This is a genomic window from Agromyces sp. NPDC055520 (genome assembly GCF_053619715.1).
This window is the reverse complement of sequence record NZ_JBSHJY010000007.1, coordinates 36,491-61,373: the sequence shown is the minus strand read 5'-3', so window position 1 is coordinate 61,373 and position 24,883 is coordinate 36,491. Positions and strand designations below refer to the sequence as shown.

Sequence of the window (24,883 nt, the reverse complement as noted above, 5' to 3'; positions counted from 1 at the left end):
GCCTCAGCCGACGCGTCGCGAGCCTCAGCCTGCGCGACGGCGCCGACGACGCCGGCTGCCCTCGACCGTCGACCGCATGAGCGCGAGCAGGCGATCGGCCGACGCGGCCCAGTTGTATCGGGCGGCGACGACGACGGATGCCTCGGAGCGCCGCTCCCACTCCCCCTCGCGTTCGAGCGACCAGAGGGCGGCGACGAGCGACTCGGGATTCTCGGGGTCGAAGTAGACGGCGGCGTCACCGCCGATCTCACGGAAGATCGGGATGTCGCTGACCACCACGGGCGTGCCGAGGCGCATCGCCTCGACGAGCGGGATGCCGAAGCCCTCGGCCTTGGACGCGTGCACGAGCGCGGTCGCGTTCGAGAGCAGCTCGGCGTACGCGGCATCCGTCACGCCGTCATGGAAGACGAGCCGGGCCTGCGGTGCCAGACGGGTCAGACGCGCCCGCTCGTCGGCACCGATGCGGCTGAGCAGGTGCAGCTCGTAGGCCGGCAGCGCCGCGACGGCGCGCACGAGGGTGTCGACGTTCTTGTAGGGCATGTAGGAGCCCATGTAGACGAGCCGATGCCCCTCGGGCCGCGTGCGCGGCAGGACCGGCGCGCCGAGATCGTCGGCGGCGTTCGGCACGACCGTGACGGGCCGATCGGTCAGGTGGCGCTCGTGGATGAGCCCCGCCGTGGTCTCCGAGACCGTCACGACCTGGTCGGCGCGGTTCAGCAGCAGGCGCTGCGGCCACCAGGCGAGGTGGTAGAGCCGCCAGAGCAGCCGCACCGGCGCGGGCAGGTCGCGCGGCGGCGTGCGGTTCTCGTAGTAGATCAGGTCGTGCAGGGTGAGCAGCAGCTTGTAGTCGCGCCCCCACGAACCCATCGTCTGCATGGGCGTGAAGACGACGTCGGGGCGCAGCTTCTTGACCTGCAGGGCGACGAACGGCTCGCGGATCGACGTGGGCGAGCTCACGAGCTGCCAGGGCAGTTCGGGCAGCATGTCGAGCTGGCGGTGGTCGCTGACCAGCATGGTGAGCGGATGCCGCTTGCCGAGCTCGGTCACGATGCCCGCCGTGAAGCGGCTGATGCCGTCGTGCTGCCCGATGCGGGTGTAGCGGCAGTCGACGATGACCCTCACGCTCGGGCCCCGGCGCCGAGGAACGTCAGGATGCGTGCGGCCGCGTCACCGGGCGTCTCGTAGTGGATGAGGTGGCCGACCTCGGGGATCACCTCGAGGGTCGCGTCGGGGAAGAGCGTGACGAGCCGGTGCTGCGCCGCAAGCGGCGTGACATCGTCGCGCTCGGCGGCGACGAGGAGCGTCGGCACCGGGATGTCGGCGGCGAACTGGCTCACGTCGTTGCCGACGGAGGCCTGGAACGCCTCGAGCACGGCGTCGCGGTCGCCGAACGCCGAGAAGTACCGGTCGTGCTGGTCGTGGATGAAGCGGCGCAGCGACTTCGACCGGGTCTTGGCCATCGTCACGCTCATGATGCGCACGACGGCGCCGTTGCGCAGCAACGCGAACCCGGCGCGCTCGGGCAGCGCAGCGGCGGTGCGGTAGTAGAACACCGCGAGCCGGGTCATGATGCCGCGCGGACCCTCGAGGGCCGGTGCACCGATCGGGTTGACGAGTACGAGGCGCTCGGGAGCGAGGCCGCCCGCGACCGCCGCCGACGAGATGATCGAGCCGAACGAGTGGCCGAGCAGGGCGTACGGCCCGGTGATGCCGACGGCGTCGATGAAGGCGCCGAGCCAGTCGGCGTACGCTTCGATGTCGTGGGGGCGGCCTTCGAAGGTCGCCGATTCACCGAACCCCGGCAGGTCGGGCGAGATGATGCGGAAGCCCGGCAGTTGGGCGACGACGGGTTCGAGGCCGTGGTGGTCGCCGCGGAAGCCGTGCACGAGCACGAGCACCGGGGCATCCGCCTCGCCGTACTCCCACCAGGCCGTCTCGGTGCCGTCGACGTCGACGCGGTGCGCTCGCACGGGGATGCGAGCGAGCTGCTCGGCGTAGGGGGAGGTGACCATCACTGCCATTCTATGGCGCGCCGCCCGGTCGGTCGGGTCGCCTGTGGAGGGCGCCCCGGGGCGCCGATGCCGCCGACACGCGAGCTGCTCACCCCTCGATGACGGTGGCCGACCATAGCCTGACGACATGGAACCTCTGGGAGCCCGCTGGGCCGACACCCTCGCCGTCTTCGACCTCGAGACGACGGGCATCGACGTCGACGTCTGCCGCATCGTGACCGCCCACGTCGGCGTGCTCGGCGCCGCAGGCGAGGTGCTCGAGCGACGCGAGTGGCTCGTCGACCCCGGCGTCGAGATCCCCACGGCCGCCTCGCTCATCCACGGCGTCAGCACCGAACGCGCCCGGCTCGAGGGCCGGCCGGCTCCCGGCGCGGTCGCCGAGATCATCGGTGCATTGCAGGATGCCGCGGCGCGCGGCCTGCCGATCGTGGCGTACAACGCGGCCTACGACCTCACGGTGCTCGACCGCGAGGCCGCCCGTTACGGCATCGCTCCCCTGCCCGAACCGGGCGCCGTCATCGACCCGCTCGTCATCGACAAGGCCGTCGACAAGTACCGGCGCGGCAAGCGCACGCTCATCGCGACCGCCGAGCACTACGGCGTCGTGCTCGACGACGCCCACGACGCCGGCGCCGACGCCGTCGCAGCGGGGCGCGTCGCCCAGGCCATCGCCCGCGCCCACCCCGAGCTCGCGGCGACCGCAGTGGCCGAACTGCACGCCCGCCAGGTCGACTGGAGCCGCGAGCAGGCCGAGAGCTACCAGTCGTGGCGCCGCAAGAACGGCGAGCCCGAGTTCACGACGTCGGGCGCCTGGCCGGTGCGCTGAACCCGTTCCGAGCACACGGCGACACGCCGCGCCGGTCACGGAAACAGGCGCTGACGGCGAGTTCTGCCGCGAGCTCGTGTACTCGGAACGGCAATCGGGCGACAGCCGAAACGACGAAGAGGGCCCCGCGGATGCGGGACCCTCTTCGTGCGGCGGGTGTTACGCGCCGAAGTTCTTGAAGCGCTGGTTGAACTTCTCGACGCGGCCGGCCGAGTCCATGATGCGCTGCTTGCCCGTGTAGAACGGGTGCGACTCCGACGAGATCTCGACGTCGATGACCGGGTAGGTCTCACCGTCGAGCTCGATCGTCTTGTCGCTCGTCGCGGTCGAACGCGTGAGGAACGTGGCGCCCGAAGCGAGGTCGCGGAAGACGATGGCGTTGTACTCGGGGTGGATGTCGGTCTTCATGGAGACTTCCTTGTTGAATCGGATTCGGATGTGAAGCCTGCGCGCACACAGGAAAGAACGGCGGCCCACGGGCCAGCTATCGAGTCTAGCAGAATCGACGGCTTCGCTCGATCACACGGCGCGAGCCGCGTATCGACCGTCGGTCTCGGTCAGTTCGATGGTCATGCCGAACGTCTTCGAGAGGTTCTCGGCCGTGAGTGCCTCGGCGAGCGGGCCCGCCGTGACGATGCCGCCCTTCTGCAGCAGCAGGGCGTGCGTGAAGCCGACGGGGATCTCTTCGACGTGGTGAGTGACCATCACGATCGCGGGCGAGGCCGACGATGCGGCGTAGCCCCCGAGCAGCGCGACGAGCTCTTCGCGAGCACCGAGGTCGAGGCTCGCCGCAGGCTCGTCGAGCAGCAGCAGTTCGGGGTCGGTCATGACCGAGCGGGCGATCTGCACGCGCTTCTGCTCGCCGTCGGAGAGGCTGCCGAAGCGTCGGTCGGCGAAGCCGTCGAGGCCCCACTCCGAGAGCACGCGCTGCGCGCGACGCAGGTCGATCGCCTCGTACTCCTCGTTCCAGCGGCCGGTGACCGAGTACGCCGCGGTGAGCACGACGTCGATCACGGTTTCGTTGCGCGGGATCTTTCGGGCCATCGCCGTCGAGGCGAAGCCGATCATGGGGCGCAACTCGAAGACGTCGACCTTGCCGAGCGACTCCTGCAGCACCTCGGCCTTGCCCGACGTCGGGTGCATCGCGGCGGCCGCGATCTGCAGCAGCGTGGTCTTGCCGGCGCCGTTCGGCCCGAGGATGACCCAGCGTTCGTCGGAGGCGACGCTCCAGTCGACGGAGTCGAGGATCGAATTGCCATCGCGGACCACCGACACATCGTGGAACTGCAGAACCGTGCTCGCCATACGTCCAATGCTATCGGGAGCGCGGAGGTCGTTCGGCGCACGCCCGCGCCGAGCGCGTCGGCGCGGGTCAGCGGGCGAGCACGCGTGCGTACAGGTCGAGCGTGCGTTCGGCGATCGCCGCCCAGCCGAAGTGGGTCTCGGCCCGTCGCCGCCCGGCCGCGCCCATCTCGGCCGCTCGCGCGGGGTCGCCGACCACCGCGGTGAGTGCCGCGGCGAGGTCGGCGACGAATCGTTCGGGGTCGACGGGCGTGCCGGTGCCGTCGCCCGCCTGCTCGATCGGCACGAGCACCCCCGTGACGCCGTCGGCGACGACCTCGGGGATGCCGCCGGTGGCCGTGCCGACCACGGGAGCGCCGCAGGCCATGGCCTCGAGGTTCACGATGCCGAGCGGCTCGTAGATCGACGGGCACACGAATGTCGTCGCCGCCGTCAGCAGCGCCGAGAGCTCGGCGCGCGGCAGGTGCCGGTCGATCCAGACGACGCCGCCGCGTTCAGCGCGCAGCTCGTCGACGAGCGAGGTGACCTCCGCCATGATCTCGTCGGTGTCGGGCGCTCCGGCGCACAGCACGAGCTGCACATCGTCGGGCAGCAGCCGGGCGGCCCGCAGCAGGTAGGGCAGCCCCTTCTGCCGCGTGATGCGGCCGACGAAGATCACCGAGGGCCGATCGGGGTCGACGCCGAGCGACCGCACGGTTTCGGGGTCGACGTGCGGCGCCCAGTCTTCGAGGTCGATGCCGTTGTAGACGACCTCGACCCGGTCGGGATCGATGGACGGATATGAGCGAAGGATGTCGCGGCGCATGCCTTCGCTCACGGCGACGACGGCGTCCGCATCCTCGAACGCGGCGCGCTCCACCCATGACGAGAGCCGGTATCCCCCGCCGAGCTGCTCGGCCTTCCACGGCCGCAGGGGCTCGAGGCTGTGCGCGGTGACGACGTGCGGCACCCCGTGCAGACGTTTCGCCGTGAAGCCGGCGAAGTTCGCGTACCAGGTGTGCGAATGCACGAGGTCGGCGCCGGCGGTGTCGCCGGCCATGAGCAGGTCGACGCCCATCGTGCCGAGCGCGGGGTTCGCCGTCGCGAACGACGGCGGCGTCGGGTAGCCGAAGGTTCCCGCCTCGTCGCGCGGGGCGCCGAAGCACCGCACCTGCACGTCGATGCTCGAACGCAACGCTCGAACGAGTTCGGCGACGTGCACACCGGCACCGCCGTAGACCTCTGGTGGATACTCGCGGGTGAGCAGGTCGACGCGCATGATGCACACGTTAGCGCAGGGGCATCCGACATGCGCCGACTTCGCCGCCCGCCGCCCGGCCGCGCTGACTAGGGTTGTGGCATGGCGACGCGCAAGGTTTTCGGCATCGTCCTCGCCGGCGGCGAGGGCAAGCGACTCATGCCCCTCACAGAAGACCGGGCGAAGCCCGCGGTTCCGTTCGGCGGGCAGTACCGCCTCATCGACTTCGCGCTCTCGAACCTGCTGAATTCGGGCTTGCGGCAGATCGTCGTGCTGACCCAGTACAAGTCGCACAGCCTCGACCGCCACGTCTCGCAGACGTGGCGCATGAGCGGGCTGTTGAACTCGTACGTCGCCTCGGTCCCGGCGCAGCAGCGCCTCGGCAAGCGCTGGTTCTCGGGGTCGGCCGACGCGATCCTGCAGAGCCTCAACCTCATCTACGACGAACAGCCCGACATCATCGTGGTCGTCGGCGCCGACCACGTGTACCGCATGGACTTCGACCAGATGATCCAGGCGCACGTCGAGTCGGGTGCGGCCGCGACGGTCGCCGCCATCCGCCAGCCGATCGGGCTCGCCGACCAGTTCGGCGTCATCGAGGTCGACCCCGCCGACCCGGGTCGCATCCACCGGTTCCTCGAGAAGCCCACCGACCCGGTCGGTCTGCCCGACTCCCCCGGCGAGGTGCTCGCCTCGATGGGCAATTACGTGTTCAACGCCGACGCCCTCATCGAAGCCGTGCTGCGCGACGGCGAACGCGCCGATTCGAGCCACGACATGGGCGGCGACATCATTCCCGCGTTCGTCGCGCAGGGCGCCGCCGGTGTCTACGACCTGCAGCGCAACGACGTGCCCGGCTCGACCGACCGCGACCGCTACTACTGGCGAGACGTGGGAACCATCGACTCGTTCTTCGAGGCGCACCAAGACCTCATCTCGGTGCTGCCCGTCTTCAACCTCTACAACCGCGAGTGGCCGATCTTCAGCCAGCAGCTGAACTCGCCGCCGGCGAAGTTCACGCGCGACGCCCGCGGCACGCTCGGCACGGTCATCGACTCCATCGTCTCGCTCGGTTCGGTCATCTCTGGTGCGCACGTCGAGCGCAGTGTCATCGGGCCGTGGGCCATCGTCGGATCGGGCGCGCACGTGTCCGACTCGATCCTCTTCGACCGGGCGCGCATCGATGCCCGCGCCACCGTGCAACGGGCGATCCTCGACAAGGAGGTCATCGTCGAGGCCGGGGCGCGCATCGGCGTCGACCGGGCCGAAGACCTCGCCCGCGGCTTCATCGTGACCGACAGCGGCATCACCGTCGTGGGCAAGGGCTCCCGCGTCCGGGCCGCCGCGTGAGCGCCCGCACCACCGGCCGCGCGAGCGGCCCGCTCGTCGTGCTCGACGCCGACTCGACGCTCATCCGCGAGGAGGCGATCGAACTGCTCGCCGAAGCGGCGGGCAGCCTCGAACACGTCGCCGCCGTGACCGAACGCGCGATGCGCGGTGAACTCGACTTCGCCGAGAGCCTGCGCGAACGCGTCGCGACGCTCGTGGGACTCGACACCGCCGCGCTCGCCGCGGCGCGCGAGCGCATGACGCCCACCCCGGGCGTGCACGAGCTCATCGAGGGCGTGCATGCTGCGGGCGGACTGGTCGGCGTCGTCTCCGGCGGCTTCCACGAACTGCTCGATCCCCTCGCCGAACGGCTCGGGCTCGACTTCTGTCGGGCGAACCGCCTCGAGATCGTCGACGGCCGACTCACCGGAAAGGTCGACGGGCCGATCATCGACGCGGCCGCGAAGGCGACGGCGCTCGTCGAGTGGGCGAGTGCCGGCGACATCCCGCTGCACCGCACCGTCGCCGTCGGCGACGGCGCGAACGACCTGCAGATGCTCGGCAGCGCCGTGCTCGGCATCGCGTTCTGTGCGAAGCCGATCGTGCGCGCCCAAGCCGACCTCGCGATCGACCGACCCGACCTGTCGCCGGTGCTCGCCGTGCTCGGCCTTCGCGGCTGAGCCGCTGATTCCGCTGATGTCGCCGATGTCGCTCGTTGACCCTCGCACACGCCGCGGCGTAGCATCGCGGCATGGCTGAGGTCGAGGGCGTGCGCTCGGCGCAGCCGGTGATCGTCGGCGTCGTACCCGGTCAGCCGGCCGACGTGGTGCAGCAGGCAGCGGTCTTCGCGACCCGGTTCGGAGCCGAGTTGGTGTGCGCGTACGTCAACCCCGCACGATATACCGTCGAAGAGGCGGCCGACGGATCGGTCGAGAGCGCCTCGATCGATCCGGATTTCGCCGACGACCACGAGGCGGTGTTCGACGAAGCACTGGCGCGCTCCTTGCACGACCTCCTCGAGGCGACGGCAGTGCCCTGGCGCACACTCGCGCTCGCCGGCGATGTCGCCGGTGCACTCGGACACCTCGGCGCGACGCTCGACGCCGCCATGATCGTCGTGGGCGCCCATGATCACTCGCTCACTGGAAGTCTGCGCGAATTCTTCAGTCGCTCGGTCGGCGCGCAACTGGCGCACCGCCAACCACGACCGGTCGTCATCGTTCCCGCATCGCAGCGCACGTCCGAGCCCGGCCACGGAACCGACTCGTGACGGAGCCACGGCCGCCCCACCTGCGGTGGAGCGCCATCGCGCTCGTCGTGACAGGAGGCATGGCCGGGTCCGCAGCCCGGGCCGGGCTCGCTCTGGCGATCCCCGCAGTCGCGGACGTGCCGATCGCCATCGCGATCGTCAACATCGTCGGGGCGTTCGTGCTCGGCTGCCTGTACTCCGCACTCGCGCACCGGGGTTCCGCGGATGCCTCGGCGGGCCGACTCCGCCTGCTCATCGGCACCGGGTTCTGCGGCGGATTCACCACCTACAGCGCGCTCGCGAGCGACACCGTCGTGCTCGCGGTGAACGGCGCGGTCGCAGCATCGATCCTCTACGCGCTCGGAACCCTGCTCGTCGGCGGCGTCGCAACCTGGGCGGGCATCGTCGCCGGGATCGGGCTGGGGCGCGGTGACCGACGACGCGTCGGCCGGGGCGGTGAGGCAGCGTGACGTTGCCGCTCTTCCTCTCGGTCGTCGTCGCCGGCGGCCTCGGCGCCGGCCTGCGCTTCGTGATCGACGGCCTCATCCGATCACGAGTCCGCACCGCGTTCCAGTGGGCGACGACGGCCATCAACGTGTCGGGCTCCTTCGCGCTCGGTCTCGTCATCGGCGCGACGTTCTCGAACGTGCTGCCCCCTGGGCTCGCCGTCGTACTCGGAACCGGATTCCTCGGCGGCTACACGACCTTCAGCACCGCGAGCTACGAGACGGTGCAGCTCCTCCGTCAGCGTCGATTCGCCGCATCGCTCGTCAGCGGCGTGCTGATGCTCGTGTTCTCGCTCACGGCCGCCGGCTTCGGACTCTGGCTCGGCAGCGCGCTATGACGCCCCTGTGCGCCCGATGGCGTGCAGAGGCTAGTGCCCCATTCCGAGGCCGCCGTCGACGGGGATGACGGCTCCCGAGATGTACCCGGCGTCGTCGCCCGCGATCCAGGCGACGACCTTCGCGACTTCTTCTGGGGCGGCGAACCGGCCGAGCGGGATGTTCTTCTTGTACTCGGCCTGCTGCGCCTCGGGCAGTTCGTCGGTCATGTCGGTCTCGATGAATCCGGGGGCGACGACGTTGGCCGTGATGTTGCGGGCGCCGAGCTCTCGCGTGAGCGACCGGGCCATGCCCACGAGCGCCGACTTCGACGCCGAGTAGTTGACCTGGCCCGCCGAACCGTAGAGCCCCACGACGCTCGAGATGAGCACGATGCGCCCGAAGCGCGCCTTCAGCATGCCCTTCGAGGCGCGCTTGACGACGCGGAACGCGCCCGTGAGGTTGGTGTCGACGACGCTCGTGAAGTCGTCGTCGCTCATGCGCATGAGCAGCATGTCGCGCGTGATGCCGGCGTTGGCGACGACGACCTCGACGGGGCCGAGAGCCGCCTCGACCTCGGTGAAGGCGCTGTCGACGGATGCCGCGTCGGTCACGTCGGCCCGCACGGTCAGCGACCCCTCGGGCCCCTCGCCCGAACGCGCCGTGACGGCGACCCGGTGCCCCTGGGCGATGAACTCGCGGGCGATCGCGAAGCCGATGCCTCGGTTGCCACCGGTCACGAGAACGGTGCGGCTCGTCGTCATGCGTGCATCTCCTTCGTGCGTCGGGGCCGATCGGCCCGTTTCAGCATAGAGGCTCGTGAGATCGAGGCCTCCGTCGCCCCGAGACCGACGTAGGCTTGATGCAAGAGGAGTGCCGCAGGACCACGGCGACCACCATGAAGCAGCAGCAGTCGATCACCACGCTGCCGCCCTCGCCCGAAGCGGAGCGGCGGTCGCGCATGATCAAGTACACGATCGCGATGTCGATCCGTGTGCTCTGCGTCGTCGCGCTGCTCTTCGCGAAGGGCTGGTGGCTCGCGGTCTTCGCCGTCGGGGCCATCGTGCTGCCGTACTTCGCGGTCGTGCTCGCGAACGTCGGCAGCGCCAATCGGCAGCGCTCGGTGCTGCGGCCGGGTGGCCTGATTCGCCGTACTCCCCCGCCGAGCTTCGAATCGCCCGCTGAGCCGCCCGCTGACACACCCGCTGAGCCGCGGCGCGATACGCGCGACGACCAGCGTGACGGCGACGCCGACGCACGCGACGCCGACGAGCGCGGTGCCGCATGATCGGTGGATTGGGCGCGTCGCCCGACCACGGCGTCTGCTCGCGCGCCGAGTGCCGGCAGCCCGCGACCTGGCGCGTCGACTGGCGCAACCCGCGCATCCACACGGGCGACCGCGGCAAGACCTGGCTCGCGTGCGACGAGCACGTCGACTACCTGCGCGGCTTCCTCGAGGCGCGTTCGTTCCCGGTCGCGGTCGCCGCGTTCGCCGGTGACGGTGCCGACGAGCGACGACCGGATGCCTCGGGCGGAGGCGCCTCGTGAGCGATTGGCGCTTTCTCGTGCACCGACGCTGGGCGGGCTACCTGGCGCTCACGATCGCGTTCGCGATCGCCTGCTCGGCACTCGGCACGTGGCAGCTCAACCGGCGCAGCGAGGCACTCGCCGAGGTCGCGCGCATCGACGCGAACTACGACGCGGCCCCCGTGCCCGTGGCCGAGGCGCTGCCCGACCCCGAGGCCTTCGACATCGACCAACGCTGGCAGGTGGTCGGGCTCTCAGGCGAGTACCTCGTCGACGACGAGATCGTCGTGCGCAATCGACCGTTCGGCGGCAGCACCGGCTTCCAGGTGATCACCCCGTTCCGACTCGACGACGGCACCGTGTTCATGGTCGACCGCGGCTGGATCGCACAGAACGCCGAGGGTCGGCCGAGCGAGGTGCCGCCGCCTCCGAGCGGGCACGTCGAGGTCGAGGCGCGGCTGAAGGCGGGCGAGGGGCGCATCGAGGGCCGCACCTCGACGGGCGTCGAGTTCGCGACGATCGACCTCGACGAACTCGCCGAGCGCGTCGGCGAGCCGAGCTACACGGCCGCGTACGGCGTGCTCGTGCAGTCGGGCTCCGACGCCGCCGAACCGCCGCTCGCCGCAGCCCGCCCAGAACGCGACGAGGGTCCGCACCTCTCGTACGCGCTGCAGTGGTACGTCTTCGCACTCATGGGGTTCGTCGGCCTCGCATGGGCGGCGAACCAGGAGAGGAAGGCGCTCGCCGAGACATCCGGTTCGATGGATGCCGCAGCTCGAGCGGCCCGCACGCCGAGGCGGAAGCGGCGCGACGCCGATGCCGACCTCGAAGACGGCGTGCTCGACCGGCGCTAAGCCAGCTCGACCGGCGCTAAGCCAGCTCGATGAGCTCCTGGTACTCGCGGCTCCAGTGGTCTTCGGTGCCGTCGGGCATGATGAGCACGCGCTCGGGGTTCAGCGCCTCCACTGCGCCGGGGTCGTGCGAGACGAGCACGACCGAGCCCTCGTAGTGCGCGAGGGCGTCGAGGATCTCGGCGCGGCTCGCGGGGTCGAGGTTGTTGGTCGGCTCGTCGAGCAGCAGCACGTTGGCGCCGGAGACGACGATCATCGCGAGTGCGAGACGGGTCTTCTCGCCGCCCGACAGCACGCCCGCGGGCTTGTGCACGTCGTCGCCCGTGAAGAGGAACGAGCCGAGCACCTTGCGCGCCTCGGTCTCGGTGAGGTTCGGCGATGCGCTCACCATGTTCTGGAGCACCGAACGCTTGACGTCGATCGTCTCGTGCTCCTGCGCGTAGTAGCCGACGCGCAGGCCGTGGCCGGCGTCCACGACGCCCGTGTCGGGTTCGTCGACGCCCGCGAGGATACGGAGGAGCGTCGTCTTGCCCGCACCGTTCAGGCCGATGATGACGACCTTCGAGCCGCGGTCGATCGCGAGGTCGACGGCGGTGAAGATCTCGAGCGAGCCGTAGCTCTTCGAGAGATCCGACGCAGTGATGGGCGTGCGGCCGCAGGGCGCCGGCGTCGGGAAGCGGAGCTTCGCGACGCGGTCGACGACGCGCACTTCTTCGAGGCCCGAGAGCAGCTTCTCGGCGCGGGCGACCATCTGGTGCGCCGCGGCGGCCTTCGAGGCCTTGGCGCCGAATTTCGCGGCCTGCAGCTTCAGCACGTCGGCCTTCTTCTCGGCGTTCATCCGCTCCTTCTTGCGGCGCTCCTCATCTGCAGCCCGTTGACGCTGGTAGTGCTTCCAGCCCATGTTGTAGATGTCGATCGCCGAGCGGTTCGCATCGAGGTAGAACACCCGGTTCACGACCTCGCCGACGAGCACGACGTCGTGCGAGATCACGATGACGCCGCCGCGATAGTTCTTCAGGAACTCGCGGAGCCAGACGACCGAGTCGGCGTCGAGGTGGTTCGTCGGCTCGTCGAGGATCATCGTCTCGGCATCGGAGAAGAGGATGCGAGCGAGCTCGATGCGGCGTCGCTGGCCGCCCGAGAGGGTCTTCAGCGGCTGGTCGAGGATGCGGTCCGGCAGGTTCAGGTTCGAGGCGATCGAGGCGGCCTCGGCTTCGGCGGCGTATCCGCCGAGCGCGTTGAACCGGTCGGTGAGATTGCCGTACTTCTTCATGGCGCGTTCGGCGACCTCGGGGTCGTCGCTGCCCATGTTCATGCTCGCCTCGTGCATGCCGAGTGCGATCTGTCCGAGCCCGCGCGCGTCGAGGATGCGGGTGCGGGCGAGCATCTCGGGGTCGCCGGAGCGCGGATCCTGCGGGAGGTAGCCGATCTCGCCGCTTCGGTCGATGCGACCACCCGTCGGCAGGGTCTCGCCCGCGAGCGTCTTCGTGAGGGTGGTCTTGCCGGCGCCGTTCCGGCCGACGAGGCCGATCTTGTCGCCGTCGGACACGCGGAAGTCGACGTGCTCCATCAGCACGCGCGCACCGATGCGGATCTCGAGATCATGAACGGCGAGCACGGGGATTCCTCCGAAACGAAAGGGGTGGGATGGCGTGCCGAGCGGCACAGCCTCCCAGTCTATCCCGCGAGGCTCCCACTCGCTGAGCGTCCACCCAGCCGCTGAGCGCGCCCGTCGCCGAGTCGGCACGGTCGCCGCGCCGGTCGAAGCGGATGTCACCGGGTTGCGGCAGACTCGCAGCATGACGACGGATGCCTCGCGCGCCACGACCTCGGCGGTGCGCGCCGTCCGGCTGGCGGCGCAGGGGCTCGACGGGGGCTTCGACTCCCCCGCTGCGGCGGTCGAGCGGCTGGTCTGCCTGCAGGCGCAAGATCTCGCGGCCGCGAAGTGGGTGATCGGGTCTCGAGTCGCCGGCACGACCGAGACCACGATCGACACCGCCATCGACGAGCGAGTGCTGCTGCGCTCATGGCCGATGCGGGGCACCCTGCACTTCGTCGCCCCCGAGATGCTCCGGCCGATCCTCCGCCTCACGGCGGCGCGCCTCATGCAGCGGGCGGCGAAGACCCATCGCGACGAGGGCATCGACGACGAGGTGCACGCCGTCGCCCGCCGGGTCGCGGTGCGCGAGCTCGAGGGCGGGCGGTCCGCGACGCGCGACGAACTGCAGGTCGCCTGGACGGCGGCGGGCATCGACACGGTGGGCCAGCGCGGCTACCACCTCATCTGGCGGCTCGCCAACGAAGGGCTGCTCTGCTGCGGCCCGGTCGAGACCCGCGCGCGGCAGCGCTTCGTGCTGCTCGACGAGTGGTCGCCGCGCCGCTCAGACGAACCCGAAGACGACGACGAGACGCTCGCGCGGCTGTTCGCCGGGTACGCACGCGGCCACGGTCCGGTCACCGTACGCGACTTCGCGTGGTGGACGGGCCTGACGCTCGCGCAGGCGCGGGCCGCGCAGGCCGCAGCCGGCGAGGCGGTGTCCCCGTTCGACGCCGAGCGCTTCGTCGCCGCAGACACCGCTCCCCCGTCGACCGCAGTCGGGTCGGCCGCACCGACGGGTCGCCACGCGCTCGCGCCCTTCGATGAGTACTTCCTCGGCTACGGCGACCGCACGGCGTTCTGCTCCGAGGCCGACGCGCTGCGCGTCGTGCCCGGCAAGAACGGCCTCTTCCTGCCGATCCTCGTCGCCGACGGCGAGGTGGTCGGCACCTGGCGCCGCGCCCCCGAGCGCCGCGGCACGACGTCGATCGAGGTGACCCGGTTCCGCGATCGGCCGGCGGTGAGCAGGTTCCGCCCCGCGTTCCGGCGTTGGGCCGCATTCTGGTCGACCGAGCTCGGCGAGATCACGACGGCGTGATCCGACGACGAAGGGCCGGGTGCCCGAGGCATCCGACCCTTCGCGTACGTGCGTTCGGTGCTTACTGCTCGAGCGCAGCCTGGAGCTCGAGGGTGATGGTCACCTGGTCGCCGAGCAGCACGCCGCCGGTCTCGAGCGCCGCGTTGTAGTGCAGGCCGAAGTCTTCGCGGTTGATGACGGTCTTCGCCGTGGCGCCGCCCTTGTAGTTGCCGTAGGGGTCGCCGCCGAAGCCGCCGAAGTCGAAGTCGAAGGTGACCGGCTTCGTGATGCCGCGGATCGTGAGGTCGCCGTCGACCTTGAAGTCGCCCTTCTCGACACGAACACCGGTCGAGACGAAGTCGATCGTCGGGTAGGTCTCGGCCTCGAAGAAGTCGCCGGTGCGCAGGTGGGCATCGCGGTTCGGCTCGTTCGTGGTGATCGAGGCGACCTCGGCCGAGGCGGTGACGCTCGAGTCGAGCGGGTTCTCTGCCGTGATGAAGGTCGCGTCGAAGCGCTCGAACTTGCCCTTGACCTTGCTGATCATGATGTGGCGGATGCTGAAGCCGACCTCGCTGTGCGTGGGGTCGATCTTCCAGCTGCCTGCACGGTATCCGGGGATCTCGATCGTCGAGGCGGTGGTCGTCATATTGGGTGGTCTCCCGTGTTCGATGTCGTGGTTCGTGTCGCGCGGCCGTTCGGCCACACCTATGCAAACGCATGTAGTGCTGCGGCCTATTCCCGCCTCGACCAGAATTCTCAGCGACCACTCGGGTTCGAGCCGCGAGAGCTCAGACCGCGAGCGTGCGCCGCAGGGTGAGCACTCGCTCGACGGCGTCGTCGAGCCGCGCCTCGGTGATGCGCCCCGCGTGCACGGCGCCGACGAGCGAGGCGACGAGGCCGTCGATCGAGATGCCCATCGACGCGGGGTCGGCGGGCAGCACGTAGAGCAGCAGGTCGGCGCCCGAGGCGACGGCGCGCACGGCGTTCTCGCCGGGATCTGCGTACTCGGGCAGGCCGTTGTGCTGCAGCATGAGCATGTCGTCGGTGACGACGACGCCGTCGAAACCGAGTTCGTCGCGCAGAATGCGGTGCCATTCGGGCGAGAGCGACGCCGGTGCCGGGTCGACGGCGGGGTAGCTGAGGTGACCGGTCATCACGAGTTCGGCACCCGCGTCGATGCCGCTCGTGAACGGCAGGGCCGGTCCCGCCCGCCACTCGTCGACCGTGAGCGGCGCCGACGGCACGCTCGAGTGCGAGTCGCCCGGCGCAGCCCCGTGGCCGGGGAAGTGCTTGAGCGTGCTCGCGACGACGCCGCGCTCCCCCGCGACCGAGCCGGCCACTCGTTCGGCCGAGCTGACTGGGTCGGTTCCGAGCACGCGCCCGTAGATGAACGAATCGGGGTCGGCGGTGACGTCGGCGACGATGCCGAAGTTCACGGTGACTCCGCTCGCGGCGAGCGTGCCCGCCCGAGCCGCGAAGGCCGCCTGCGCGGCGGCGGGCGCTTCGGCGCGCAGGGTGTCGGCCGCAGCCGCGGAGTCCCACGGCAGACGCTGCACCTCGCCGCCCTCTTCATCGATGCCGATCAGCACGGGCGCCTCGGGGTCGGTCTGCACTGCCGCGGTGAGCGCCGCGAGTTCGGCGGGGCCCGCCGGCACGTTGTCACCCATGAGGATGAGCCCCGAGACGCCCGCGTCGACGTAGGCGCGCAGCGGCGCGGGGTCGGTGCCCGGCGCGTGCACCATGAGCAGCGCGGCGGCCTTCTGTTCGATCGTGAGCCGCGACATCCGCTCATCGACCCACTCGGCGATCGGGTCGACGGGGTCGGGTGCCGCCGCCGGTGCCGGTTCGGGGGCGACGACGGGCTCGGCGCCCGACGCCGGGCCCGCGCACGCCGTCAGCGCGAGCAGCGCCGCCGTGACCAGCAGCGGCAGACGCACCTCTCGCATGACTCGCATTCGATCGAGCCTACGGTGCGTGTCCGAACGAGCGCCGAGAGCACCCGTGGGTAGACTCACGGCTTCGAAGGGGGTCTCGTGCGAGCCAGGCCTGGGTACGCGGGTGTTGCGGCGACGCTCATCGCCGCCGCCCTCGTGCTGCCCGCCTCTCCCGCCTTCGGCGACGACTACCCCAGCTGGGACGAGGTCGCCGCCGCCAAGGCGAACGTCGCGTCGCGCGAGGCCGAGGCGGCGCGCATCGGCGCGCTCGTCGCCTCACTCGAGACGACGGCCGCGGCGCTCGGCGACGCCGCCGTCGAGGCGGCCGGCGTATCCGCCGCAGCAGCCGCGGCGCTCGCGACCGCGGAGCAGCGTGCGTCGACGCTCGCGACGCAATCGACGGCAGCGGATGCCGCGGCCCTCGCCTCGGGCGAGCGACTCGGGCGCGTCGGAGCCGTGCTCGCGCGTTCGGGCGGGGCGGATGTCACGTTGCGACTGCTCTTCGACGGCGACGGGTCCGTCGACCTGCTGCAGGGGCTCTCGCGCGCGGCGCAGGTGACGAAACTCTACGGCGGCATCGCCGACGCGGCCGAGGCGGCGAAGGCCGAGTCGGCCTCCCTCTCGGCGCAGGCGGACGTCGCCGAACGCGAGCGGTCGCGACTCGCGGATGCTGCGGCGGCGGCCGCCGCCGAAGCGGAGTCGGCGCACGAGGCGGCCGAGGCTGAACTCGCCGGGCAACGCGTCGTCGTCGACACCCTCTACGCCCAGCTCGCGAGCCTGCGCGACAGCACCGCGGCACTCGAACGGCAGTACGAGGCGGGCGAGCAGTTGCGGCAGGCGGCCGAGGCACGGCAGCTCGCCGCCGCAGCAGCGGCCGAAGCCGGCGGCGACGTGGGCAGCGCACCGCCGCCCGGGGTCGTCGTCGACACCGCCGGGGCGAAGGCCTACGCGGCCGGCGCCGTCGCCCGGTACGGCTGGGGCTCGGGCGAGTACCAGTGCCTCGTGCAGTTGTGGACGCGGGAATCGAGCTGGCGCGCCGACGCCTACAACGCCTCGAGCGGCGCCTACGGCATCCCGCAGTCGCTGCCGGGCAGCAAGATGGCCAGCGCGGGCGCCGACTGGCGCACCAACGCTGCGACGCAGATCGAGTGGGGCCTCTCGTACATCTCGGGGCGTTACGGTTCGCCGTGCGGCGCCTGGGCGCACTCCGAGCGATTCAACTGGTACTAGCGGTACAACTGAGAGCGATGGGCACTCAGTCGAACGACGAACTCGCGGTCTTCCGCCGCCACGGCGCCGAGGGCGTGCTGCTGCTCGGCGGCGGGGCGGCGATCCTCCTGCAACTGGCCGACCCGCGGGTCGCGCGCGGTGTCGCGCGACACAGCGGGTTTCGCGAGCGCCCGCTCGATCGGCTGTTCGGCACGCTCGACTACGTCTACGCGATCGGCTTCGGCGACGAGCAGATCGCCGCAGACGCGGTGCGCGCCGTCAATCGCAGGCACGGGCCGGTGCGCGGCGGCGCCGAGGGCGACGCGCCCGGGTACAGCGCGTTCGACGCCGACGCCCAGCGCTGGGTGGCCTCGACCTTGCTCGCGGTCGCACTGAGCCTGCAGGAGCGGCTCGAGGGTCCGCTGCCCGCGGCCATCGCCGACACGATCGTGCGCGGCTACGCGCCGCTCGGCACACGGCTGCAGGCCGCCGGCGAGGGATGGCCGGAGACCCGGGCCGAGTTCGATGCGTGGTGGCTCGAGCGACTCGCCTCACTCGAGGTCGGCGGCGAGGCCCGGCACGTCGCGAGAAGCCTGCTGGGCGAGACATCCGCTCTGCCGTTCGGTGCCGGCCTGCTGCTGCCGCTCGTGCGCCTCATGACGGCCGCACTGCTGCCCCCGCGAATCAGGGCGGCCTACGGGTTCCGCTGGACGCCGCGCGTCGAGCGCGTCGCGAACGGATGGCTCGACGCCATAGCGGCGGTGTGGCCGCTGCTGCCCCGCGCGATCAGGCACGCGCCGATGCGCGCATCTCTCCGTCGCGCGAGGCGTCGCAGCCGGTACGCTGAGCATGAACCACGAGGACGATGATGACCCAGCCAGCACCGCACCGCAACGACGCGCTCGACAGCATCGATCGCCGCATCGTCGCCGAGCTGAGCCGCGACGGTCGCCTCTCGGTGCGCACGCTCGCCGAGCGGGTGCACATCTCGCGCACCGCGGCGCACAACCGCGTGCAGCAGCTGCAGCAGCGCGGGGTCATCACCGGGTTCGGCGCGCACATCGACCGCAAGGCGATCGGCCTGCACATCTCGGCGCTCGTCGTCGTGCGCATCGGCGAGGTGTCGTGGGAGTCGATCGCCGAGAAGCTCGCCACACTGCCCTTCGTCGAGAAGGTGCAGGCCGTCTCGGGCGACATCGACATCATCCTCACGGTGAGCGCGCCGGATCACGAGCAACTGAGCCAGGCGATCCTCCGCGACATCCACGACATGCCGGGCGTCGTCTCGACGCGCTCGCACCTGATCCTCGCCGAGATCGAGGGGCATCCGCCCGCGCAGACGCTGGACATCTGGCGCACCTGAGGCCGATTGTCGGGACGAACGGCCGCGCTTTCGTGCCCCCCGTGCCGTTCGTTCACGGTTGTCCGGGAGCGCCTCCGCGGCGCGCGAGAGTGTCCGACGATGAGGTCATGAGCCTCAATGTCGAGCACGCCTCCGTCCGCACCCTGCCGAGCGAGAAGCCCCTTCGGCTGCTCGACAACGCCGGCCATGCGGTCACGGGCGCGACGACCGGCGGCTTCGGCCTGCCGGACACCGAGACCCTGCTCGAGCTCTACCGCAAGATGGTCGTGGCCCGCCGATTCGACGTGCAGGTCACCGCGCTCACGAAGCAGGGCCGGCTCGCCACCTATCCCTCCGCCTACGGTCAAGAGGCCTGCGAGATCGGCGCCGTCGCGGCACTCACCGCTCAGGACTGGCTCTTCCCGACCTACCGCGACACGATCGCCCTGCTCACTCGCGGCATCGAGCCCGCCGACATCCTGCAGTCGTTCCGCGGCGACTGGCACAACGGCTACGACCAGCACGCGCACCGCACCGCAGCCCAGGCGACGCCGCTCGCGACGCAGGCGCTGCACGCCGTCGGCCTTTCGCACGCGGCGCGCCTGCGGCACGACCCGATCGTCGCGCTGACGTTCCTCGGCGACGGTGCCACGAGCGAGGGCGACGCTCATGAGGCCTTCAACTTCGCCGCGGTCTGGCAGACGCCGACCGTCTTCGTCGTGCAGAACAACCAGTTCGCGATCAGCGTGCCGCTCGAGCGGCAGACCCGTGCGGCGACGCTCGCCGACAAGGCAGTCGGCTACGGCATGCCGGGCTACCACGTCGACGGCAACGACATCGCGGCGATGTACGCCGTCACCAGTGCCGCGGTCGACCGTGCCCGCGACGGTGGCGGGCCCACCCTCATCGAGGGCGTGACGTATCGCATCGAAGCGCACACCAACTCCGACGACCCCACGCGCTACCGCGCCGCGCGCGATGTCGAGCACTGGAAGCGCCGCGACCCGATCGAGCGCCTCGAGAAGTATCTCGTCTCAGAGGGCGCGCTCACCGAGTCCGTGCGCGCCGAGATCACGGATGCCGCCGAGGCCCTCGCCGCCCGCACGCGCGACGTCATGACGACCGAGGCCGAACTCGACCCGCTCGAGCTCTTCGACCACGTCTACGGGCGCGAACGCGCCGCCCTGCTCGAACAGCGCGCCGCGCTCGAGGCCGAGATCGCCGCCGGTGCGTTCGCGAGCCAGGCGAGCCACGAGGGAGCCGCACGATGACCGCGACCGCGACGAGCAGCGCCCGCGGCGAGGCATCCACCGAACCGACCGGCGAACCGACCCCGCTGACCATGGCGGGCGCGCTGAACGCCGCGCTCCGCGACGCCATGGCGGCCGATGACCGCGTCATCGTCTACGGCGAGGACGTCGGCCCGCTCGGCGGGGTGTTCCGCGTCACCGACGGCCTGCAGGCCGAGTTCGGCGACGACCGCATCTGGGACTCGCCGCTCGCCGAGTCGGGCATCATCGGAACCGCCGTCGGCATGGCGATGTACGGCATGCGCCCGGTCGTCGAGATGCAGTTCGACGCCTTCAGCTACCCGGCATTCGAGCAGATGGTCTCGCACGTCGCGAAGATGCGGAACCGCACGAAGGGGCGGGTGACGCTGCCCATGGTCGTGCGCATCCCCTGCGCCGGTGCGATCGGCGGCGTCGAGCACCACTCCGACTCGTCCGAGTCGTACTGGGCCTCGACGCCCGGCCTGACGGTCGTGATGCCGTCGAACCCCGCCGACGCCTACTCGATGCTGCGCGAGGCGATCGACAGCGACGACCCCGTCGTGTTCATGGAGCCGAAGAGCCGGTACTGGTCGAAGGCGCCGCTCGCGCTGCCCGTGACGACGGCGCCGATGGACCGCGCCGAGATCGTGCGCGAGGGCACCGACGTGACCCTCATCGGCTACGGCCCGACGGTGCGCACCGCACTCGAGGCCGCAGATGCCGCTGCCGCCGAAGGCCTCTCGGTCGAAGTCGTCGACCTCCGCAGCCTCTCCCCCTTCGACGACGAGACCGTCGGTGCCTCGGTGCGCAAGACGTCCCGCGCCGCCGTCATCCACGAGGCCGCCCAGTTCGGCGGCTACGGCGCCGAGGTCGCCGCACGGGTGACCGAGCGCAATTTCCACCACCTCGCCGCGCCCGTGCTGCGCATCGCGGGCTTCGACATCCCGTACCCCTCGCCGAAACTCGAGGAGTACCATCTGCCGACCGCCGACCGCGTGCTCGCCGCGCTCGACACCTGGGAGTGGGACGCATGAGCCGCGAGTTCATCCTGCCCGACCTCGGCGAAGGGCTCACCGAGGCCGAGATCGTCTCCTGGCTCGTCGCGCCGGGCGACGAGGTGGCGATCGACCAGGTCGTCGTCGAGCTCGAGTCGGCCAAGTCGGTCGTGCAGCTGCCGACGCCGTTCGCCGGCATCGTGGAGTCGCTCGGCGGCGAGGTCGGCGAGGTGCTGCACGCGGGCGCCGTGCTCATGACGCTCGGCGGTGAGGCGAAGGCTGCGGATGTCGCGGCGCCGGCCGAACCCGGCATCGTGACGAGCGAGACCGCGCTCGCCGAGGAGTCCGGCGCGGTGCTGATCGGCTACGGCACTCGGCAGTCGACGGTGACGAAACGATCGGCCTCGGCGCCGGCTCGCTTCGGCCGGCGCAGCGGCGGGGGCGCCCCCTCTTCGCCCGGAAGCGGCGGCGGCTCGACGACCGCGCCTCGTTCGAACGGTGCAGCCAGGCTCGACTCCGCGCGCCGCTCCCCCGTCGTCTCGCCGATCGTGCGCCGCCTCGCCCGCGAATACGGCTTCGATGCGAGCCAACTGCTCGGCTCGGGCCATGACCACCTCGTGATGCGGCGCGATGTCGAGTCGTTCATCGCCGAGCACGAGGCCCCGACGATGGGCGCCGAGGCTGCGGCATCCCTCGCCCCGTCGATGCGGACACCGTCGCCGGAGGCCGTCGCCGCGCCTGCGACGGACCGCGAAGGCGACCGGCGCGTGCCGCTCGACCGCATGGGGCGCGCCGCCGCCGCCCACTTCTCGCGCTCACGCCGCGAGATCCCCGAGGCGACCGTCTGGATGGATGTCGATGCGAGCGGCCTGCTCGCTGCGCGCCGACAGCTGCAGGAGGCGACCGGCGAGCGCTTCGGCGTCACCGCGCTCATCGCCCGTTTCGTCGTCGCGGCGCTCGCGCGGCACCCCGCGCTGAACGCGAGCTTCGACGCCGAACGCGAAGAGCTCGTCTACCATTCGGCCGTGAACCTCGGGCTGGCCGCGCAGACCCCTCGCGGCCTGCTCGTGCCGGTCGTGCACGGCACCGAGCGGATGTCGCTGCGCACGTTGCGCGACGCGATCACGACTCGCACCGAGGAGGCCGCCACCGGCGTGTTCCCGCCGTCGGCACTGACCGGCGGCACCTTCACGCTCAACAACTACGGCACCCTCGGTGTCGACGGTTCGGCGGCGATCATCAACCACCCCGAGGCGGCGATGCTCGGCATCGGCCGGTTCATCGAGCGCCCATGGGTGGTCGACGGCGCCCTCGCCGTGCGCACGGTGACCGAGCTCACGATCTCGTTCGATCACCGCGTCTGCGACGGTGCAGAGGCCGCGGCGTTCCTCACCTTCGTGGCGAGGTGCATCGAGCGGCCGGTTTCGGTGCTCGCCGAGCTCTGATCGACGGCGCCTGACGGGTCCGCGCCGGTGCGAACTCAGAAGAAATCGTCGGGCGTGCCCGCTGCGCGCTCGACATCGCGGGTGTCTTGGGCCGCGGCCTTGAGCTTCGCGACGGCGACGCGCAGCCCCGACTCCATCTGGGCCGCCCACGCGTCGGATTCACGGGCCGACTGCTCGGCGGCGCGGGCGCGGGCCTCACTCGCATCGGCCGCATCGCGCGCGTCTTTCACCTGCCGCAGCGCGAGCGAGATGCCGTAGTACGCCGCGACCATGGTCGCGATCGGCGCGGCGATGATCGCGAGCGCGCTGATCGCCGCGCCCGTGGGGCTGAAGGCGATCAGCAGGGCGAAGGCGAGGAAGAGCGCGACGATGGCCGCGAGCACGACGAGCATGAACCGCAGGTCGCTGCCCCACTTGCGTCGCTCGACCGGATCGCTCACGGTCGGCGACGGCCCATCGGCCGGAGGTGGCGCGAAGGTCGGCAGGGCCGTGGTTGCGGCCCCTTCGTCGCTGGTCGGACGTGCATACGCGTCGGACATTCGTGCTCCGCTCCCCTTGGCATTCGGATCAACCCCCCAATTGTGGGCCGGGCGGAGCGGAGGGTCAAGGTGCCGCGCGGCGTGCGTTGAAGCCGGTCGATTCGAGCTCAGGCGGCCCGTGCCCGGGTGAGGCCGGCTTCGATCGCGGCGATCACCGCCGGGTCGTCGGGTTGCGTCGCAGGCCTGAAGCGCTGAACTCCCCCGCCCGGCTGCACGACGAACTTCTCGAAGTTCCATTTCACGCGGCCGGCCTTGCCGCTCGCGTCGGCGACGGCGGTGAGTTCTGCGTAGAGCGGATGCCGGTGGCGCCCGTTGACCTTCACCTTCTGCATGAGCGGGAAGGTGACGCCATAGGTCATCGAGCAGAACTCCTTGATGTCGTCGCTGCTGCCCGGCTCCTGACCGGCGAACTGGTTGCAGGGAAACCCGAGTACGGTGAACCCGCGGTCGGCGTACTCGCGCTGCAGTGCCTCGAGCTTCTCGTACTGCGGGGTGAGGCCGCATTTCGACGCGACGTTGACGACCAGCACCACCTGGTCGGCGTAGTCGGCGAGCGAGGTCTGCTCGCCGTCGATCGTCGTGAGGGGGATCTCTCTGATGTCCACCTTTCGAGCCTACGACCGTCGCGGCCTCCGGGGTCGCATTCACATCGAACGCGAAGTGGCGGTTTCGCGTCGGCCCCGAACCGCGGCAGACTCGGTCTGTGGGCATCACCGACGAAGATCTGGCATTCCTCGAGCGCGCCGTCGCTCTCGCGCGGAAGGCCGCGGCCGACGGCGACGGTGCATTCGGCTCCGTACTCGTCGATGCAGGCGGCGTCGAACGCTTCGCCGATCGCAATCGCGAGACGACCCTCGGCGACGAGACGCGGCATCCCGAGTTCGAGATCGCGCGCTGGGCGGCGGCGAACCTGACGGCGACCGAGCGTGCTGCCGCCACCGTCTACACCTCGGGCGAGCACTGTCCGATGTGCTCCGCGGCGCACGCGTGGGTGGGGCTCGGACGCATCGTCTACGCGGCCTCGGCGGCGCAGATCAGCCGGTGGCGGGCGGAGGTCGGGCTGGCGCCCTCCCCGGTCGCCGCGCTCCCGATCACGACCGTCGCGCCGACGCTCGTCGTCGACGGCCCCGTCGAGCGGTTCGCAGACGAGCTGCGATCGCTGATCGTCGGCGACGCGGCGACAGCCTGAGTCACGTACCCCGCATCGGGTGAGATGCACGCGATCGAAAGGGAATCCCACCGCGATGATGGGCGTCAACCATGCCACCAGCGGCGCCGCCGCGTGGATCGCCGCGACCGGTGCCATGCCGTTCCTCACGAGCGGTGCGTACCCTCTCGACCCGGTCGGCGTCATCGCCGGATCCTTCGTCTGCGCCGGTGCGGCCTTGCTCCCCGACGCCGACCATCACGGCGCCACGATCGCCCGGTCGGTGCCGATCCTCGGTAGGCTCACCGCCGGCGCCGTCAACTCCGTGTCGGGAGGTCACCGTCACGGGGCTCATTCGCTGATCGCGGCGGCGCTCGTCGGCCTCGGCGCATGGGGGCTCACGCTCGTGACGTTGACGACCGAGCGGCTCGGCACCTTCTCGCTCGGCACCGTGATCGGTGCCGCAGCGCTCATGTGCTTCGCGCTGAAGGCGCGCGACATGGTCGAATCGTGGGCGACCGCCTGGGTGCTCGGGGCGGCGTTCGGCGTGCTCCTGGTGATCCTCGCTCCGAGCAGCATCGGATGGTTCCCGTTCGCGGTCGTCGTCGGCTTCGTGGCACACCTCGCCGGCGACCTCCTCACCACCGGCGGCCTGCCCGGGCTGCTCTGGCCGATCCGGCCGCGGCCGCCGAAGCTGCTGAGACGGGCGCCGATCATCAGCAGCATCTGGCGCTCGAACGGCTTCGTCGCCCTGCCCGTGCTCGGCGACACCGGGTCGGTTCGCGAGATCGCGTTCGGCTCCCTGCTCGCGCTGTACGTGCTCGTCGGGAGCACCCACGAGGCACTGCTCTGGTTCGGCGTCGACGTGTCCCGCTTCTTCTGACGGCCGTCACGGCCTCCTGACAGCTGTCGGCTTCATGGCGGGCACGATCTCGCACGTCGTCTCGGATTCC

29 protein-coding genes are annotated in these 24,883 nt (G+C 71.0%); 18 read left to right on the top strand and 11 right to left on the bottom strand.

Annotated features, from left to right (window positions below; genetic code table 11):
* Positions 1–24: 24 nt before the first annotated feature.
* Together ACWGST_RS05585 and ACWGST_RS05580 are read right to left on the bottom strand one after the other, a co-directional pair.
* Entirely contained in the window at positions 25–1,122 is a 1,098-nt protein-coding gene (locus ACWGST_RS05585) for a glycosyltransferase family 4 protein (RefSeq protein WP_452045662.1), read from the bottom strand.
* Positions 1,119–2,015: an alpha/beta fold hydrolase gene (locus tag ACWGST_RS05580; RefSeq protein ID WP_452045661.1), complete on the bottom strand. Its 897-nt coding sequence runs from the start codon at positions 2,013–2,015 to the stop codon at positions 1,119–1,121. Before ACWGST_RS05580 ends, ACWGST_RS05585 begins: the two co-directional genes overlap by 4 nt.
* Before the next feature lie 124 nt (positions 2,016–2,139).
* On the opposite strand from ACWGST_RS05580, the gene ACWGST_RS05575 reads away from it, so the two are divergent.
* Entirely contained in the window at positions 2,140–2,838 is a 699-nt protein-coding gene (locus ACWGST_RS05575) for an exonuclease domain-containing protein (protein ID WP_452045660.1), read from the top strand.
* A 159-nt stretch (positions 2,839–2,997) separates the two neighbouring features.
* On the opposite strand, the gene ACWGST_RS05570 is transcribed toward ACWGST_RS05575, so the two are convergent.
* From ACWGST_RS05570 to glgA, 3 genes are all read right to left on the bottom strand, one after another.
* Entirely contained in the window at positions 2,998–3,246 is a 249-nt protein-coding gene (locus tag ACWGST_RS05570; protein ID WP_056650308.1) for a type B 50S ribosomal protein L31, read from the bottom strand.
* 111 nt (positions 3,247–3,357) lie between these two features.
* Complete coding sequence (locus ACWGST_RS05565) at positions 3,358–4,143, bottom strand: ABC transporter ATP-binding protein (protein ID WP_452045659.1); 786 nt, start codon at positions 4,141–4,143, stop codon at positions 3,358–3,360.
* Between the two features lie 67 nt (positions 4,144–4,210).
* The gene (gene glgA / locus ACWGST_RS05560) at positions 4,211–5,398 is read right to left on the bottom strand and encodes a glycogen synthase (RefSeq protein WP_452045658.1); all 1,188 of its coding nucleotides are present in this window, start codon (positions 5,396–5,398) and stop codon (positions 4,211–4,213) included.
* An 81-nt stretch (positions 5,399–5,479) separates the two neighbouring features.
* Here glgA and ACWGST_RS05555 point away from each other — a divergent pair, with 81 nt between their 5' ends.
* From ACWGST_RS05555 to ACWGST_RS05535, 5 genes are all read left to right on the top strand, one after another.
* Positions 5,480–6,727, top strand: coding sequence for a glucose-1-phosphate adenylyltransferase (locus ACWGST_RS05555; protein WP_452045657.1), 1,248 nt, complete (start codon positions 5,480–5,482; stop codon positions 6,725–6,727).
* Positions 6,724–7,386 carry a phosphoserine phosphatase SerB gene (serB, locus tag ACWGST_RS05550; protein ID WP_452045656.1) on the top strand — a complete coding sequence of 221 codons (663 nt, stop codon included), beginning with the start codon at positions 6,724–6,726 and terminating at the stop codon, positions 7,384–7,386. Before ACWGST_RS05555 ends, serB begins: the two co-directional genes overlap by 4 nt.
* Before the next feature lie 71 nt (positions 7,387–7,457).
* The gene (locus tag ACWGST_RS05545; RefSeq protein ID WP_452045655.1) at positions 7,458–7,976 is read left to right on the top strand and encodes a universal stress protein; all 519 of its coding nucleotides are present in this window, start codon (positions 7,458–7,460) and stop codon (positions 7,974–7,976) included.
* A complete protein-coding gene (locus tag ACWGST_RS05540) occupies positions 7,973–8,425 on the top strand; it encodes a fluoride efflux transporter FluC (protein ID WP_452045654.1) in 453 nt (150 codons plus the stop codon). Before ACWGST_RS05545 ends, ACWGST_RS05540 begins: the two co-directional genes overlap by 4 nt.
* On the top strand, positions 8,422–8,799 hold the full coding sequence (locus tag ACWGST_RS05535) for a fluoride efflux transporter FluC (protein WP_452045653.1): 378 nt from the start codon (positions 8,422–8,424) through the stop codon (positions 8,797–8,799). The genes ACWGST_RS05540 and ACWGST_RS05535 overlap by 4 nt, the downstream gene beginning before the upstream one ends.
* Positions 8,800–8,829: 30 nt before the next feature.
* On the opposite strand, the gene fabG is transcribed toward ACWGST_RS05535, so the two are convergent.
* Entirely contained in the window at positions 8,830–9,540 is a 711-nt protein-coding gene (gene fabG / locus ACWGST_RS05530) for a 3-oxoacyl-ACP reductase FabG (RefSeq protein WP_452045652.1), read from the bottom strand.
* Between the two features lie 134 nt (positions 9,541–9,674).
* Between fabG and ACWGST_RS05525 the strand changes: the two genes are divergently transcribed.
* The 3 genes from ACWGST_RS05525 to ACWGST_RS05515 are packed head-to-tail and all read left to right on the top strand — an operon-like array spanning position 9,675 to position 11,157.
* The gene (locus ACWGST_RS05525) at positions 9,675–10,064 is read left to right on the top strand and encodes a DUF3099 domain-containing protein (protein WP_452045651.1); all 390 of its coding nucleotides are present in this window, start codon (positions 9,675–9,677) and stop codon (positions 10,062–10,064) included.
* Positions 10,061–10,324, top strand: coding sequence for a hypothetical protein (locus ACWGST_RS05520; protein WP_452045650.1), 264 nt, complete (start codon positions 10,061–10,063; stop codon positions 10,322–10,324). The genes ACWGST_RS05525 and ACWGST_RS05520 overlap by 4 nt, the downstream gene beginning before the upstream one ends.
* Positions 10,321–11,157, top strand: coding sequence for an SURF1 family cytochrome oxidase biogenesis protein (locus ACWGST_RS05515; RefSeq protein ID WP_452045649.1), 837 nt, complete (start codon positions 10,321–10,323; stop codon positions 11,155–11,157). Before ACWGST_RS05520 ends, ACWGST_RS05515 begins: the two co-directional genes overlap by 4 nt.
* 16 nt (positions 11,158–11,173) lie before the next feature.
* Here ACWGST_RS05515 and ACWGST_RS05510 read toward each other — a convergent pair whose 3' ends face one another.
* Positions 11,174–12,772, bottom strand: coding sequence for an ABC-F family ATP-binding cassette domain-containing protein (locus ACWGST_RS05510; protein WP_452045648.1), 1,599 nt, complete (start codon positions 12,770–12,772; stop codon positions 11,174–11,176).
* A 181-nt stretch (positions 12,773–12,953) separates the two neighbouring features.
* On the opposite strand from ACWGST_RS05510, the gene ACWGST_RS05505 reads away from it, so the two are divergent.
* A complete protein-coding gene (locus ACWGST_RS05505; protein WP_452045647.1) occupies positions 12,954–14,069 on the top strand; it encodes a winged helix DNA-binding domain-containing protein in 1,116 nt (371 codons plus the stop codon).
* A 61-nt stretch (positions 14,070–14,130) separates the two neighbouring features.
* Here ACWGST_RS05505 and ACWGST_RS05500 read toward each other — a convergent pair whose 3' ends face one another.
* Both ACWGST_RS05500 and ACWGST_RS05495 read right to left on the bottom strand, forming a co-directional pair.
* Entirely contained in the window at positions 14,131–14,694 is a 564-nt protein-coding gene (locus ACWGST_RS05500) for a YceI family protein (protein WP_452045646.1), read from the bottom strand.
* A gap of 142 nt (positions 14,695–14,836) precedes the next feature.
* Positions 14,837–16,003 (bottom strand): glycoside hydrolase family 3 N-terminal domain-containing protein, encoded by a 1,167-nt coding sequence (locus tag ACWGST_RS05495; RefSeq protein WP_452045645.1) that lies wholly within the window; start codon positions 16,001–16,003, stop codon positions 14,837–14,839.
* A gap of 78 nt (positions 16,004–16,081) precedes the next feature.
* On the opposite strand from ACWGST_RS05495, the gene ACWGST_RS05490 reads away from it, so the two are divergent.
* From ACWGST_RS05490 to ACWGST_RS05465, 6 genes are all read left to right on the top strand, one after another.
* Entirely contained in the window at positions 16,082–17,212 is a 1,131-nt protein-coding gene (locus tag ACWGST_RS05490; protein ID WP_452045644.1) for an aggregation-promoting factor C-terminal-like domain-containing protein, read from the top strand.
* A gap of 17 nt (positions 17,213–17,229) precedes the next feature.
* On the top strand, positions 17,230–18,060 hold the full coding sequence (locus ACWGST_RS05485) for an oxygenase MpaB family protein (RefSeq protein WP_452045643.1): 831 nt from the start codon (positions 17,230–17,232) through the stop codon (positions 18,058–18,060).
* Complete coding sequence (locus ACWGST_RS05480; protein WP_452045642.1) at positions 18,060–18,554, top strand: Lrp/AsnC family transcriptional regulator; 495 nt, start codon at positions 18,060–18,062, stop codon at positions 18,552–18,554. Before ACWGST_RS05485 ends, ACWGST_RS05480 begins: the two co-directional genes overlap by 1 nt.
* Positions 18,555–18,661: 107 nt before the next feature.
* Positions 18,662–19,804 carry a pyruvate dehydrogenase (acetyl-transferring) E1 component subunit alpha gene (gene pdhA / locus ACWGST_RS05475; RefSeq protein WP_452045641.1) on the top strand — a complete coding sequence of 381 codons (1,143 nt, stop codon included), beginning with the start codon at positions 18,662–18,664 and terminating at the stop codon, positions 19,802–19,804.
* Positions 19,801–20,838 carry an alpha-ketoacid dehydrogenase subunit beta gene (locus tag ACWGST_RS05470; protein WP_452045640.1) on the top strand — a complete coding sequence of 346 codons (1,038 nt, stop codon included), beginning with the start codon at positions 19,801–19,803 and terminating at the stop codon, positions 20,836–20,838. Before pdhA ends, ACWGST_RS05470 begins: the two co-directional genes overlap by 4 nt.
* Complete coding sequence (locus ACWGST_RS05465) at positions 20,835–22,244, top strand: dihydrolipoamide acetyltransferase family protein (protein WP_452045639.1); 1,410 nt, start codon at positions 20,835–20,837, stop codon at positions 22,242–22,244. Before ACWGST_RS05470 ends, ACWGST_RS05465 begins: the two co-directional genes overlap by 4 nt.
* A gap of 35 nt (positions 22,245–22,279) precedes the next feature.
* Here ACWGST_RS05465 and ACWGST_RS05460 read toward each other — a convergent pair whose 3' ends face one another.
* Both ACWGST_RS05460 and ACWGST_RS05455 read right to left on the bottom strand, forming a co-directional pair.
* Entirely contained in the window at positions 22,280–22,684 is a 405-nt protein-coding gene (locus ACWGST_RS05460; RefSeq protein ID WP_452045638.1) for a hypothetical protein, read from the bottom strand.
* Positions 22,685–22,890: 206 nt separating this feature from the next.
* Positions 22,891–23,388, bottom strand: coding sequence for a glutathione peroxidase (locus tag ACWGST_RS05455; RefSeq protein WP_452045637.1), 498 nt, complete (start codon positions 23,386–23,388; stop codon positions 22,891–22,893).
* 98 nt (positions 23,389–23,486) lie between these two features.
* On the opposite strand from ACWGST_RS05455, the gene ACWGST_RS05450 reads away from it, so the two are divergent.
* Both ACWGST_RS05450 and ACWGST_RS05445 read left to right on the top strand, forming a co-directional pair.
* Positions 23,487–23,972: a deaminase gene (locus ACWGST_RS05450; protein ID WP_452045636.1), complete on the top strand. Its 486-nt coding sequence runs from the start codon at positions 23,487–23,489 to the stop codon at positions 23,970–23,972.
* 55 nt (positions 23,973–24,027) lie between these two features.
* Positions 24,028–24,813 carry a metal-dependent hydrolase gene (locus ACWGST_RS05445; protein WP_452045635.1) on the top strand — a complete coding sequence of 262 codons (786 nt, stop codon included), beginning with the start codon at positions 24,028–24,030 and terminating at the stop codon, positions 24,811–24,813.
* Positions 24,814–24,883: the final 70 nt, after the last annotated feature.